This window comes from Alteromonas algae, assembly GCF_049117195.1.
In the GTDB taxonomy this organism is placed as follows: Bacteria; Pseudomonadota; Gammaproteobacteria; order Enterobacterales; family Alteromonadaceae; genus Alteromonas.
In genome coordinates this window covers 2380133-2394214 of sequence record NZ_CP185260.1, presented here as the reverse complement: position 1 = coordinate 2394214, position 14082 = coordinate 2380133, and the positions used below count along the sequence as shown (strand labels likewise).

Sequence of the window (14082 nt, the reverse complement as noted above, 5' to 3'; positions counted from 1 at the left end):
TTTAGCAAAACATACAGATGAGGCGCATCAACGTAAGGTTGATTGATGCGCCTGAACACGGCTTATAGCGTTAAACTGGCCATATCAATAACAAATCGATGCGCAACATCACCTTGCTTGAGATGAGAAAAGGCGTCGTTTATTTTATCAGCACTAATTACTTTACATTCAGGGTGAATGTTGTGTTTCGCGCAAAAGTCTAAGACTTCTTGTGTTTCTTTAATACCACCAATCAATGAGCCAGCTACGCGTCGCCGCCCCATAACAAGCGGTGCGGTCATTGGTTCTTCCATGGGGCCAATTTGACCAACAATAACAAGAGTGCCGTCGATATCAAGAAGCGGCGTATATTGGTCAAGCGAGTGCTTTACCGGTACGGTATCAATAATAAGGTCAAACGAAGATGCAGCATTTTTCATGGCTTTACGATCGGTAGACACCAGGATCCCTTTAGCACCGCTAGCAAGCACGTCTTCTTCTTTCGCATTTGAACGAGAAATGACAGTCACAGCCGCACCCATTGCAACAGCAAGCTTAACAGCCATGTGACCCAACCCGCCCATTCCGATTACACCCACTCGGCTTCCTGCTTGTATGTTCCATGTCTTTAGGGGGGAATATGTCGTAATACCAGCGCAAAGTATTGGGGCGGCTTTAGATAAATCTAATGCCTCAGGCACACTTAGTACGAACTCTTCGCGAACTACGATATGTTTCGCGTAGCCACCTTGTGTTGTTTCACCGGATATGCGGTCAGGAGCACCATAGGTGGGTGTCATGCCGTTACGACAATATTGCTCTTCATGATTATCGCACTGATCACATGACTGACAGCTATCAACCATACAACCAACAGCAACATGGTCACCAATACTGTAGTGACCTACCTTTGAGCCAATATCAATGACTTTACCAACAATTTCGTGACCAGGAACAAGAGGGTAAGGCTGTGGTCCCCAATCACCGTTTACAGTATGAAGGTCTGAATGACAGATTCCGCTATATAGAATCTCAATAGCTACATCGTTATCACGTAATGCTCGTCGCTCAAAGTGGTAAGGCTGCATGTGTGCGTCAGTTGAATGTGCCGCATAACCGATTGTTTTCATATTAACCCAAGTACGTTATGAATTAGCTAGGCATTTAGCATAACGTAAATGTAACGTAATTAGCACGATTGATTAACGTATTATGTCATTTGCAGTATGATCGTGTAATTACGTAGTGGTCGAAACGAACTTAACTTAGCGTTTAAGTGAGCTTATCGGTGCCTGTCTATGGCGAAAATGGTCTAGGGCAAAAATGAAAACAGTGACTGTCCAAGGCAGAAAAACTGATACAAACAATATTTTTTGCATCACTTAGGTAGTAGTTGATCAGTCAAGTAGATATTATAGAGAAAAATATAAAAACATGTTGTTTATGCATCTTCCTATTTCTTTCATCGTTTCTTTATTACTCGGCTTCCTCGCGCTTTCAACGGCGGTGTGTGCTAATGACGATATTGACGCTGTTATTAACAAAATGCAGTCACCCTCTTATGACTGTCCTAACAGCGAATTATTTCCCGAACTTCAGGCGATACTTGCCAGTGATTCCCTAACTGCGCAGCAACGTTTTGCTCTGAATGCTGCAAAAGGTCAGTTTCTTATCTGCCAAGGCGATTATGCTAATGCACTTACGTTGCTAAAAGATATCGTCGCACAAAATGACATAGACAAAGGCTCTTACGCGTATGCATCTGCCATACACCAAATTGGTTTTGTTTATGATGCACAAGAAAACCCAGCGCGTTGTTCGTATTATTCCAAAGCACAGAAGCTCTCTTCTCCAGAGCTGCATAGCGATGTGTTCACTAGCGCGTCACTTGGCTTAATAACATACTGTTCTGAGTCGATGGATGTTGGCGAACGCCTTGGCAAAATGTTTAGTGTACTCGAGCGCTATTCTGATGTAGGCAGCCCAGGCGAGTTGGCGCATATCCACAATTCCATTGGTCTGTTGTACGGCAGCTTAGGTCAGCACTCATTGGCCGCCGAGCAGTATTTAAAAGCCCATGAAATGGGGCTTCAAGTTTACGAGGGTAGCAACAAGCTTAGTATCTTAATTAGTGCAATTGTGTCGCTACTTGGAAGCGGACAAACCGATGAAGCCTATAAACGTATTGCAGAATACGGCATGCTTAATCAGGAAATTGATACGCCGCTTACCAATTATCTTTATCAGTACTCGCTGTCTTTTTATTATCGTAAAACACAGGATTATGACAATTTGGCGTCTACCTTGCCCGATTTGAAGCAAGCCGTAACCGCCATTTCAAGCAGTTTCGGTATGCTTATCTATAAGTGGCATGAGGCAGAGGTTTGCTTGCAGCAAGGGGACCTGGTCTGCGTACAGCGTTACCTTGATAGCATAGAAAATACTGACAATTTCATTCCTGCGAATTTTATAACGAATTTAGATTACCTAAGTTTTAACTTGGCGATGCATTTAGCATTAGGAGATATCGATAAAGCCCGGGTAGCCAACCAGGTGTTTTCCAAGGAAGCAGAGAAAAAGCGGGTAAGGCAGCAAGACTCTGCGCGCGTGTTGAGTGCAGCTAACCTCTACAATAAAATTTATTATCTAGAGTCGGAAATAGAAGCAGCCGAGCAACGCCGCAACAACATGTTGATGGTTATTGCTGCAATCATCATTATCCTAACCGGTGCTGCGGCATATGTGTTGCGCAAGAAGTTTCTTGCGGCGAAAGCTATCGACCCAGTAACGCAGTTGCTTAATGCTGAAACTGCTATTGGTCGCATGGATAAACTAGCCGCCCCGAAAGCCGAACGCGCCATCGCTATCGCTATCTTCGAGATAAGTAACTTACGTGAGATTACGCGTAGAATGGGCTCAACCAAAGCAGATAGTGTACTTCGACAAATCGCTCAAACTCTGCAAAACACAACCCGTGGTAACGATATTTTGGGGCGTTTCGGTACTGAACAATTTATTCTGTGCCTTCATAACATTGAAGAGCGAAGCGCCCGTGCATTCTTCGAACGTGTTCAAACAGCACTTGATAATACGTTTGATGGACATGACGAGCTAAGTGACAGTGGCGTAGAGTCAAATATGAGTATTTTCATCGCACACGAAAAAATTACTAGCCTTAATGATATTTTAGACGAAATGGTCCTTTCAATCGGTATGAGCACGCAAAAGCGCTAGTGATGCTTGCTGCACGGTTAATGCATTGAGGGCTCATTCATCATTGCTTTAACGCGTACTTAACAGATATTAAGAGGACAAGGACGCAAGAAGGCAGCGCCAAGGTAGGCGAGGGTAAAACTAACCCAGCGCTAACCAAACGCCAACGGCGGCAATGAGTGAGCCTGCGATACGGTTCATAATGCGAACGTTACCACTTTTCAGTAACACCGAGCGTAGTGTTCTGCCGCCAGACGCATAAATGAGTAAACAGCAAAACTCTAGCGTCAAAATGATAGCGATTAAGCTTGCCAATTGAGGCGCTAAAGGCTGGTCTGGTGTTAAGAAGGGGGGAAGTAAAGCAATAAAAAATGCCCAACCTTTAGGGTTAGCTATCGCGGTAATAAAGCCCTGCGTCACCAACGCTGAACGCTTAGTTTGGTGATTCTCACCTTCGCTAGCAATAGCCATTTTTCCGCGAGACATCCACATTTGAACGCCTACGTACAGCAAGTAGGCACCACCCACATATTTAAGTGCAATAAACACCGACGGGTAGTTAAGCAGCAAGGTCGCCACACCAATAGACGACAGTGTTGCCACTAACCCTACGCCAACAAGTTCACCTATCATCATCCACAGCGCGCGTTTTATCCCTATGCTCATGCCTAGCGTCATTGCTAAGGTCATGCACATACCAGGGGTTATTGATACAAAGAAAAAAGTGGGAATAAAAACCGACAACATGCCCCAACTCATAATGCCTATCCTGTAAAGAAATGTAGGCGCGAAACCTGCCAGAAAATGCGGTTGTGTGCAAGTGTGTGAATGTTAGGCATGTAAAAGCACCTTTACCACAAGGTGCTTTTTTTGTAACTCAACAGCACCCATAGTGGCCACTCGTTCTCCATCTCATTTTGTGCTCTCAATATTCACCCATCTATTATACTGAGATAAAAGCATACCTTTTTATGCGTGTTTTGATATACATTATGGCTGATTATTTTAAGGCTAGAAGGATTTACGCCACTGTCTGAATACTGGTAGGGTAGGTGTGACGAAGTTGGGCCACCCGCCTTATAAAATGAAAAAAGAGAGATGTGTCTATGAACATTCGCAGTAAGTTAATTACCGCCTTTTTGGTTGCAGTAACGGTACCGATTATTGTTTTAGTGGTAACCACAACCATTCAAACGTTCAATCAGTCTAGACACTATTTCATCAATAGCGCTAATCAAGAAATAAACCAAATCGACAATGCTTTTGAACTGTTCTTCGAGGGTATGAAAGAGCACGTACGCTATATGGCTGACGATAAGCGGCTAAAAGCTGCTGGCGATGCGGCAATTACCAGTTACGTTGGCAGAGAAGCCGACATGACACCGTTGCAGAACGGTGCTGTTGAGCGAGCTATTTTTGAGTTTCATGGGCAGTTTCGTGAGAAACACCCTAATTTGCTAAACGTTTATATGGGAACGGAAACCGGCGGTTTCATTCAGTATCCCGCCGAGCCGATGACGAACTACGACCCCCGAAAGCGCCCATGGTACATCCAAGCGAAAGAAGCCAAGGGTAATGCGATAATCACTTCACCGTATCAAGGTATATCTGGCGGGCCAATGATTTCTATAGCGGTCACCATTGCGGGGCGAAGTGGTGATGTTGTAGGTGTTCAATCGATAGACGTTACGCTTGATACGCTGACTAAATTAGTAAACAACGTAAAGTTGGGTGAAAGTGGCTATGTGATATTGGTCGATGAAAATGGCGTGGTATTAGCCGACCCGAGAAATAAGAGTAACAATTTTAAAAATATAAGCGAATTACGCGGTAACCCACTGTATAAGGCGTTAAGCACTGAGCGAGAAACAAACTTCACGGTTGATGGCGACGACGGTGAATTAACCATAACGCGCTATCGGTCACCTGCACTTAATTGGCAGTTCATTGGCGTAATTGAAAGTGCCGACATCGAAGCACCTGCCTACAATATTGTTTACACCATGATGACTGTCTTGGTGGTGATGTTAGTGCTTTGTAGTGTATTAGGTGTGTTTCTCGCTAATCGCATTGTCGCCCCCATTATTAGCATTAGCCGCAGTTTAAAAGGCATTGCTGATGGCCGTGGTGATTTAACCCAGCGCTTAGATGTGGCTGGTCATGATGAAATTAGCGAACTGGCCAAATACTTCAATGCGTTCATGGACTCCATTGGCGATCTTATCACCAGAATTAAAGCGCAAGCCGAAACTCTCTATCAATCGTCTAACGAATTTAGTGCCATGGCAACGTCCTTGAAGCAAGCCAGTGAAAAACAAGAAAACTCGATAGAGCACGCTGCAACGGCGACGAATGAGATGGCCGCAGCGGCGCAAGAAGTCGCGCAAAATTGTGTATCGACACAAGAAGCCACTGAAAAAACCGATAAAGCAAGTCACAACGGCCGTACCATTATTCAAGACACAGTCACGCAGGTTGACCAACTCATGCAGCTTACCCGTGACTCGTCAGTGGCAACCAAAGAACTTGAAAGTGAAAGTGGAAACATCAACCAAATATTGAGTGTCATTAGAAGCATCGCAGAACAAACTAACTTACTTGCGCTAAATGCCGCTATTGAATCCGCTAGAGCGGGTGAGCAGGGGCGCGGTTTTGCTGTGGTCGCCGATGAAGTGAGAACCTTGGCTCAGCGTTCTCACGGTGCAACGGAAGAAATAGAGGGGATGTTATCTAAGCTCATTGAGCGAACGCAGTTTGTTTCTGGAAAAATGGATACCAGTTTGCAGCAGTCTGAATACGCCACGGAACAGTCTAATCAAGCCAGCAAAACGTTTGAAGATATTACCGCGCTAGTGCAGCAGATTATGAATCAAATTACGCAGATTGCGACGGCCGCCGAACAGCAATATCAAGTATCGGAAGAAATCAGTAGAAATATTGTTGGCATGCAATCGTCTACCACTGATATTGGTCAGGCGTCTAGAGGGCTCTCTGATAACGCTGACAGCTTACTTGTGCTTTCACGAAACCTTAATGAGTTAGTTGGGCAGTTTAAGCTGTAATGTGATGTAGCGGGTGTTGCTATCATGGGTAATAGCAACACCACGCTTACATGCACCTTGTACATACATAACTATAAGAATAAACAATCTTTCAACCCTTCCTATTTGTTGCATCCCATACGGGCTGTGTTTACTCTATTTTAACAAATGAAATAAACACAACGCGTAGAAGGAATGCATATGAATTTCGCTGAATTTGCGGCATCACGGAAAAGTGTAAGAGGGTTTACTAAGCAGCCCGTATCAAAAGAAACGGTTGATGCCATTATCAATGCCGCAAAGTGGGCGCCCTCGTCCTACAATACGCAAACGTGGAAAATTCACGCAGTAACGGGCGAAGTGCTAGACAATATCAGGCAAGGAAATACCGAGAATACGCTAGCAGGCAAACCCCACGTACGAGACTTTCCTTATAAAGAAGACTATGAAGGTATCCATCGCCAACGCCAAATAGACGTTGCTGTTCAGTTGTTCGATGTTATGGGCATTACCCGGGAAGATAAAGAAAAACGTATGGACTGGATGATGCGTGGTTTTCGCCAGTTCGATGCGCCAGTGTCGTTAGTGCTCACGTATGATAAGTCTTTAGAACCTGCGGGGATCACCCAATTTGGTCTAGGCTCATTAGCCTACGGCATTGTGCTTGCCGCCTGGGATTTAGGGTTAGGTTGCGTTATTAACGGTCAAGGCATTATGCAGTCTGAAGTAGTACATAAATACGCCAACATTCCCGACGACGAAGCCATTATGATATGTATTGCCCTTGGCTATCCTGATAACGACTTTCCTGCCAACGATGTGCGTTCGACCCGTGCAGACAATGACGAGTTTGTTACCTATCACGGCTTTTAATTTTCGCCTACAGTAAAGGTGTGTATACCTAACTACGCACAATACACACCTTTTCACATTATAAAATATGATAGGCTATCCGCTACTTTTGAGTGAGTTTAAGGCCGCTATGTTCCGTTATTCTCCGTGTGTTTTATTGATTTGTGCGCTTTCTGTTTTCTTTCCTGCCCATGCTAAATGGTTTTGGGGTGAGGAGAGCATTATGGGGACCAATATCGAAGTGCAGGTGTGGGCAGAGACTAACGAGCAGGGCAATAAGGCGCTTTCGGTAGTGTTTGATGAGATGGAGCGAGTTAACCAGCTCATGAGCCCATACATTGAGACCAGCGCTTTAGCGCGTGTTAACCGCGATGCTAGCGCACAGCCTGTTGCGGTAGACGCAGCCACCTATCAAGTAATTAAAGACGCCATCGCTGTGAGTAAGCTAACCAAAGGCGCGTTTGATATTACGTTCGCAAGCGTAGGCTTTATGTATGATTACCGAAGCAGCACAAAGCCCAGCGAAAAGGCTATCAATGCGCACCTAGCGGCAATTAACTATCAGCATGTTCAACTTGACGACGAATCTCAATCAATCTTTTTCTCGCACCCAAATGTTAAAATTGACCTAGGCGGTATTGCGAAAGGCTATGCGGTTGATGCATCTATTGACGCGCTTAAAACGTTAGGTATCGCGCATGCGCTGGTCACGGCGGGCGGCGACACAAGGTTATTAGGCGACAGGCGAGGCAGACCATGGGTTGTGGGTATTCGTGACCCCAGAAATGAAGAGAAACAAGCGGTTAAGCTGCCGCTGGAAAACACCGCCATTTCAACTTCAGGCGATTATGAACGCTTTTTTGAAGCAGACGGCAAACGCTACCACCACATACTGTCACCTAAAACCGGTAAGTCAGTGTACGAAGTACAGTCGGTATCGATACTTGGTCCTATCAGCACCATGAATGATGCGTTGTCCACGTCGGTATTTGTCTTAGGGGTGGTAGAAGGGATGAATTTAATTAATCGCTTGCCAAACTATGAGGCGATTATTTTAGATAACCAGCGCAAGCTTCACTTCTCACAAGGCTTAACGCAATAACGAATGTAAAAAAAGCCAGCTTCCTCACCCGTAATGTAGCAGATTACAGAAGAAACTGGCTTGTGAAGGCCGTTGTACGGCACCTAAATAGTGCCATTTACTATAGGTTCAAATGCCGTAAGGCTGTCCATTAATGTCGTATTACCCAACCCATTACTCGGAAAGCGTTGAGAAAACTGACCTTGCTCACCGTGTAACGCAAGGTAGTTCAAGATAATCGTTTCAACCAACAGGTTCACGTTGTTAGCCGCGGGCGTCGAGGCGGTTTCTACTGCGCCATCGCTGCGCATAAAGCCCAACTGCTGATGTTGCGCTTGAATATCTGGCGTCGCGCCTATTAACTGCGGCGCACCGCCAGGGTTATAAACTAAGAAGAATGATGCCGAGGTTGATGAGTTATCACCCGTCCATACGCCTTTTCCTCGCCCGTTCTCAGAATCGTCAACCATACCGTTGCTGAACACAGAGCCATCGCTGCACACATACATCATGACCGGCACACCTACACGTGCCGCATACTCAAGTACTGCACCCATGCAGCGCCCCGCACGACGGTCGCGCACTTCTCCAGTGGCGCGGCTGCCATCATGGTAGTCATAACCGCCCATGGTAATGGTGCCAGCGCCTGCGAACCCGTTCATCACCAGCTTCATGACTGATGCAGTTTTACGAAACTCGCCATCGCTTTCAAACTCCTCGTCGCTAAAAATACCGCTTGCGCCAACAATAAGTGGGTCAAGGGCCGGGTCGAGCGTACTTGGGTCGCCAAATCGGTCGGTGATGTCTGCGCTTTTCACGTACCCACAGCGCACCATGTCTTTAACCACGTCGTCGGTGGTTATTTGTGTATCAACACGGTTTAGTTTCATGTCGCTAATACGCTGAATAGATTCCATTACTGCGACTGAGTCTTGCTGGCTTAATAGGCCGACCAAATCACCCGTATCAACCAGCCCTGTTACATCAGACGGCCTATCAATCTTAGTGGGGCGTATGCCGGTATCAATCATTGCGGCAGGGGCCATTGAATTCCCGCCAGAATCACTATTACGTGAGCCTATAAGGGTAAGTAACGAACCATCTGCCCCTGCGCGATTTATTCCATACATGGGGTTATGAGGGTTATTGCCCGTGTCATTTTCTGAGCGTGCTGGTATAACAGCGCCATTAATATTGGCTCGATTAGTCACGCTTACTTTATCTAAAATACCATTTAAAAACGCGCTGTCGCTATGAAAGGCAAGCCCTAATTCGTTATTCACAAAGTCAGATAAGCCTGTGTCGGGGTTGGCAATACTAGGCACCATATCGCCAGGCAAACCTTGGCGGCTATATCCAGCAGTACTGAGGAAGTCTAATTGACCACCGCGGCCACCTACTAGCACGTTAGACCCCGCTATGTTCGCGCCGCCAGCAAGGTCAAATACGATAAACGGAATTTTTCCGGCACCTTGAGTTGCAATGCCGCATGAGGCTTTAAGGGCTTCTAAATCAGGCGACAGCGTTGCATGCGCGTGCTTTGGGTTTGCGAACATACTTAAAATAGAGCCACCCGTTACCGCAGCGGCACCCGTGCAAAACCCCTGTGCAATGAAATCTCTGCGCGTCATTGGGCGGCTATGATCTAAATGATACAAAGGAGCATCAGCGCTAGGCGCACCAGCAGGGCGTTTTTTGAAAAAATGAGAAGTTAGCTTTGCCATAATATTTTCCTACTGTATCAACATCGTTGCGCTACCGAGCACCGCTGCACAACTTGCTTTTGCAACAGTTCGGGAGTATTGCGCTGTGCATGACGTGCCGCCGTCACAGGTGGTAAGTCGGTCAATCAGCGCGTTTACCTCAACGCGAACGCTGTCGGTATTTGCTTGTGTGGCAATGTTACTGCCTAACATAGTACTAAGTATTGGCTCAACCACATTCACGCGACGCGCTGTCGAGTAAGCCGTACTTGCTGGTAACGTAAAGTCAAAATCAGGAAAGTAGGCATTACGTAACGAGTCAGTTTCCACTAGCGTGTCGCAGTATCGAATGGCCAGCTGTGTAATCGCCATCTGGTTTGCCGCTAAAAAGCTAGTGACGTTAGTGGTAGACGGTAACTGCTGTTTAAGTTGAGTGAAGGTATCGTTCACGGCCGTTGTGCTCATCGGTACACCAGTTAAATGGGCCATTGATGCATTAATTTCAGCAAAATGACGTACACCAACCTCAGCTTGTGCCGCAATGTCTGCACCCAAAGCTGGCGCAGGTGGAAGGGCCTCAACACGCACGTCAGTGTTATCTCCTAACACTTCGAACGTAAGAAAAAACTCGTCAAGCTCTGGGCCTTTTTCAAGCGGAATTATCGTACCTTGTCTAGATAACGGCTGCCCATTTCCTAGGGTGTAGTTATCGGCACTAATGGTAGTGTTAAGCGTTGCAAATACTTGCCCAGCAAAAGATTCTCGGCCGTTTATTCCAATGCGCATGCCTTGAACCGCGGCCTCTGAAATAGTGGCGTTGGGGTCTAACGACACAAAGAACGGTTCTGCAAACAAATAGCTATAGCTATCGAACTGACTAACCTCAAATACAATATAGCTTTCAGGAGTATCAATAAGCTCGCTAATACCAAAAAGCAAATAGTATTGCTGGCCTACACCGGCATCAAAGTTTTGTAGTATCTCATCCTCTGCTAGCGTCCTATTATGAATGGCAACCATGCGTATTGTGCCTGCCCATGGCACATCGCCCGACACCTCGTTACCTAGTACAAAGGCAAAGCTATCGTCCCAATCTAATAGGCTACCGGCTTCAACAGTATCCACATCACCAGTAAATTCACCGTTAACAAACAGTCGGCGCTGATTGTTTGCATCATAGTTTACAACAACGTGTTGTAGTGCGGCTTGCAATACCTCGTCAGCATCGGCGGTCGACAGCGCCGGCTCTCCGTTTGTATCGGTATTGTCTTGTCTTAGCAATACATCGTAGTTATAGAGCGTTTGACCAAGCGTTACATTTCTTCGGTCGCGCCCCCCTGAATAACTCACAATGCGCGCGGGGCCCTCTTGCGTAACATTTGCTGGCGCTACCCACGCTTCTATTGCGAACTCTCCGCTTCCAAGAATAAGTTCGTACAATTTACGGCTAGTCGTGGTACTGCCTTGCGCTTTGCCATCCGCAAGCTGAATACCATATCCACCTACCCAGTTATAGTCACCCGATAGGGTTAAATCGAGTGCAGGGTCAACACCTGACGTATCAAAGGCGGTATTGCCACTGCCGGTTTTAAACTCCCATTTTGCAATGGTGTTTTGTTCAAATCGTCCGCCGCCACTGGCAAGTGTGCCATCAAACAAAGACAGGGCATTTGAGTTCACTAAGTTGTCGGCAAGTTCGGTTAAGGGAATGTCATTTGCCATTGCATCGATGGCCACACGTAATGCCTCACCATCTTGCTGGCAATCACGCCAACAGTTGTGGAATTCGTCGCGCAGTCGCACAACAAAACGCGAGTCCTCAGGCCTGTCTAAGTTTATTCTGTCTTTTGCTGCCTCGTACGCTTCGTTCACATCACTAGAGGAAAAGTAAGGAGAAATAGGGATAGTTGCACTGTTGGTATGGCAACTTACGCAATACGTTTGTAATAGGGGGTATACCGTTGCTTCAAACAGCGCCGGACTATCAGGGAAATTGCGGGTCGCTCCAGGCACTTTGGCGATAGGTGCTTGCAACTCGATTTCCGTGGCCTGGTTTTGAGCCTGTGACTGTCCTGCCCAGTCTGTTATCCACGTTGTCATGATGTCGGCACATGCGCTGTCGCTCGTGAGCCAACAGTTATGCCCTCCACCTACTTTGGTTACCAAACGAGATTCACTCGGGCGGGAAAGATCAACAAGGCTTCCAGTATCAGAATAGGCCAAGTTAATGTCGTCGTTACGTGCAAAAGTAGGAGACTGCTTCCCTTGAACATGGCAAGCGCCGCAGCGTTCCGCGGTTGCCATATTGTCCCACAAGGCGCGTTTAAAATTGGCGACGTCATCGGTACTTGCGGCCGGGCCGGTGTAATTAACAACGGGTTGCTCTGTGGGAGGGGGTAAAGGCGTAGATGTCACTTCAGCATCACCGCCACCGCATGCGGTAATAGTAAAGGTAAGCGTGGCAACGCAAAGTAGCTGAAGACGCAAGCGGAGGGTTGTCAGGGTGTGCATTCTTATTCTCCCTTACAATAGTCGGCTGCGTGCGCGAATACTGCTTTTATTTGGTAGCCGCTTGAGGCAAATTGTGCGGCCATATCTGAAAGCTGCGCTCTGTCGTTGGCATCTTGTGCCTGTCGCAAACATACTTCTTCAAATACTTTGGTAACTTGGCAAGAAGCAAACTGCTGGCTATTGGCCAATTCCTCGCCCATCGATTTAACGCCATTGCCACTGCCTGGCAGTGCGTCTGACCAACCTAAATTGAAGTTAGGGCCTTCACGCCAGTAGTTGTCCCAGCCATCGTCGCTAGTGACATACCCGTGCACAAAGTTGTTGCTGTTTATCCAGTATTTTTCTTGAACCCGTAGGCCTGTTGCTTCATCTGTCTGGCCGCTACTGTTATATTGCAACGCCCCACGTTCGCCCTCGGGGTCGCCATTTACGTCGTAGCGATAATTGTAATAGGCAAATGCCTGTGCAAGCGGGTCCATGCCAGAATGGCAACTCACGCAGTTGTTATGGAACAGGCGGCTATCGCCGCCAGGGCTTCGGCTAACGTCTTGCCTAATGCGGTCTGGGGGGCGCGTAATATCTGCAACCCCTTCGAGGTCGGTGCATAAGTGATTGATCAGTGTAAAGCGAAACATGGCACGGTTCGTACCATCTTTAAAAAATGCTTTTGCTGCGGCGCGCGTCGTCATAACCCCGGCCGTCGCGTTAACCGGTAGCCCAGTAACTGCCGACTGTGTGGTGCGTACTAAATGATCGTTAAGACTGGTGACACGGTTCTCCATCGCCAAGTAGTGATCGTTATTATTATTGCTGTAAGCCGGTAAATTTAGCGTGTCGTCGCCCACATACAGGATATCGCCGCTAAGCAGTTGCCTAAAATCAATATCATCTCTAGCTATACCAATAACTGTAGCAATGTAGTCATTAAGGGGTTCAAATTTATCAAAGGCTTCATTGGTCCAAGGGGCGGCCCACGTTTTAAGTGTTACGTTATAAAAAGCAGGGTTATCCATTGCTAGGTACGCGGCCTGCTGACTATTACCAGCCTCTATATGAGCCTGCATAGCGTCAAGCACCGAGGTCGAGGCGGGCACACCAGCAAGCCTATTGTGCATTCTATCTGCCTGCTCACGAGGGCCTGCCGTAGCGGTATTCACAGTGAATAGCAGTAGGGCGATTTTACCTGCAAGCATTGCAGCCGCGTTTGCTGACCGCTTATATTTGCTAGTGGCAGTTTTAAAAAAGAGGGTGTGCACAATCTTTGCTCCTGATAACGGCAACCTGTAAATGAAAGCAATGCTTGCTTGAACAATAAAGTGTGACGTTCTTTCTTACGTGTTAGATTTCATAACTATCAATACAGGTAATAGCGTTACTGCTCATGTAAAAAAGGTCTGAGTTTCAACTACAAAGCGCCATCAATTGTTATGCTGTACTAAAGGCTGATGCCAGCCGGGTTACGTTAATAAATTTCCGTTTAACGTTAATGTCCGGTCGTTCTAATGTGTTAAGTTCCAGCGCAACGTTGGTTCAATGCAGCGGTGTCAAATATTGAAGAGGGTTATCAAGAATTGGGCCATTCCCAAAAAAACCTTAAATAACACTATGCGGGCATCAACGCGTGGTAATAAAATTAAAATTTATGTGCTTACCGTGTCTTCATTTTCCAACAGTAATCATTTTATTTTGCGAAGAAAGGGGC

The 14082-nt window shown here is 46.6% G+C and carries 9 protein-coding genes; 4 read left to right on the top strand and 5 right to left on the bottom strand.

Annotation, left to right across the window (positions count from 1 at the left end; all coding sequences use genetic code 11):
- Positions 1-62: 62 nt before the first annotated feature.
- Positions 63-1109 carry an NAD(P)-dependent alcohol dehydrogenase gene (locus ACOJRU_RS10725; protein WP_421131740.1) on the bottom strand — a complete coding sequence of 349 codons (1047 nt, stop codon included), beginning with the start codon at positions 1107-1109 and terminating at the stop codon, positions 63-65.
- Between the two features lie 304 nt (positions 1110-1413).
- Between ACOJRU_RS10725 and ACOJRU_RS10720 the strand changes: the two genes are divergently transcribed.
- The gene (locus ACOJRU_RS10720; protein WP_421131739.1) at positions 1414-3213 is read left to right on the top strand and encodes a GGDEF domain-containing protein; all 1800 of its coding nucleotides are present in this window, start codon (positions 1414-1416) and stop codon (positions 3211-3213) included.
- Positions 3214-3333: 120 nt separating this feature from the next.
- Here ACOJRU_RS10720 and ACOJRU_RS10715 read toward each other — a convergent pair whose 3' ends face one another.
- A complete protein-coding gene (locus ACOJRU_RS10715) occupies positions 3334-3954 on the bottom strand; it encodes a LysE family translocator (RefSeq protein ID WP_421134754.1) in 621 nt (206 codons plus the stop codon).
- Positions 3955-4298: 344 nt separating this feature from the next.
- Here ACOJRU_RS10715 and ACOJRU_RS10710 point away from each other — a divergent pair, with 344 nt between their 5' ends.
- From ACOJRU_RS10710 to ACOJRU_RS10700, 3 genes are all read left to right on the top strand, one after another.
- Complete coding sequence (locus ACOJRU_RS10710) at positions 4299-6254, top strand: methyl-accepting chemotaxis protein (protein ID WP_421131738.1); 1956 nt, start codon at positions 4299-4301, stop codon at positions 6252-6254.
- A 180-nt stretch (positions 6255-6434) separates the two neighbouring features.
- On the top strand, positions 6435-7106 hold the full coding sequence (locus ACOJRU_RS10705; RefSeq protein WP_421131737.1) for a nitroreductase: 672 nt from the start codon (positions 6435-6437) through the stop codon (positions 7104-7106).
- A 202-nt stretch (positions 7107-7308) separates the two neighbouring features.
- Positions 7309-8187, top strand: a complete 879-nt coding sequence (locus tag ACOJRU_RS10700) for an FAD:protein FMN transferase (protein WP_421131736.1) — start codon at positions 7309-7311, stop codon at positions 8185-8187.
- Positions 8188-8270: 83 nt separating this feature from the next.
- Here the strand turns inward: ACOJRU_RS10700 and ACOJRU_RS10695 are convergent, their stop codons facing one another.
- Genes ACOJRU_RS10695 through ACOJRU_RS10685 form a run of 3 tightly spaced genes read right to left on the bottom strand, consistent with a single transcriptional unit; the run spans position 8271 to position 13636 of the window.
- Positions 8271-9890: a hypothetical protein gene (locus ACOJRU_RS10695; protein ID WP_421131735.1), complete on the bottom strand. Its 1620-nt coding sequence runs from the start codon at positions 9888-9890 to the stop codon at positions 8271-8273.
- A 9-nt stretch (positions 9891-9899) separates the two neighbouring features.
- Positions 9900-12380, bottom strand: coding sequence for a LamG domain-containing protein (locus ACOJRU_RS10690; protein ID WP_421131734.1), 2481 nt, complete (start codon positions 12378-12380; stop codon positions 9900-9902).
- Positions 12381-12382: 2 nt separating this feature from the next.
- A complete protein-coding gene (locus tag ACOJRU_RS10685) occupies positions 12383-13636 on the bottom strand; it encodes a hypothetical protein (protein WP_421131733.1) in 1254 nt (417 codons plus the stop codon).
- Positions 13637-14082 lie beyond the last annotated feature (446 nt).

What these genes read in the sequence shown, in the direction of transcription:
- ACOJRU_RS10725 (WP_421131740.1), bottom strand. Translation starts at nt 1,109, where the DNA reads ATGAAAACAATCGGTTATGCGGCACATTCAACTGACGCACACATGCAG.
- ACOJRU_RS10720 (WP_421131739.1), top strand. Translation starts at nt 1,414, where the DNA reads ATGTTGTTTATGCATCTTCCTATTTCTTTCATCGTTTCTTTATTACTC.
- ACOJRU_RS10710 (WP_421131738.1), top strand. Translation starts at nt 4,299, where the DNA reads ATGAACATTCGCAGTAAGTTAATTACCGCCTTTTTGGTTGCAGTAACG.
- ACOJRU_RS10705 (WP_421131737.1), top strand. Translation starts at nt 6,435, where the DNA reads ATGAATTTCGCTGAATTTGCGGCATCACGGAAAAGTGTAAGAGGGTTT.
- ACOJRU_RS10700 (WP_421131736.1), top strand. Translation starts at nt 7,309, where the DNA reads ATGGGGACCAATATCGAAGTGCAGGTGTGGGCAGAGACTAACGAGCAG.
- ACOJRU_RS10695 (WP_421131735.1), bottom strand. Translation starts at nt 9,890, where the DNA reads ATGGCAAAGCTAACTTCTCATTTTTTCAAAAAACGCCCTGCTGGTGCG.
- ACOJRU_RS10690 (WP_421131734.1), bottom strand. Translation starts at nt 12,380, where the DNA reads ATGCACACCCTGACAACCCTCCGCTTGCGTCTTCAGCTACTTTGCGTT.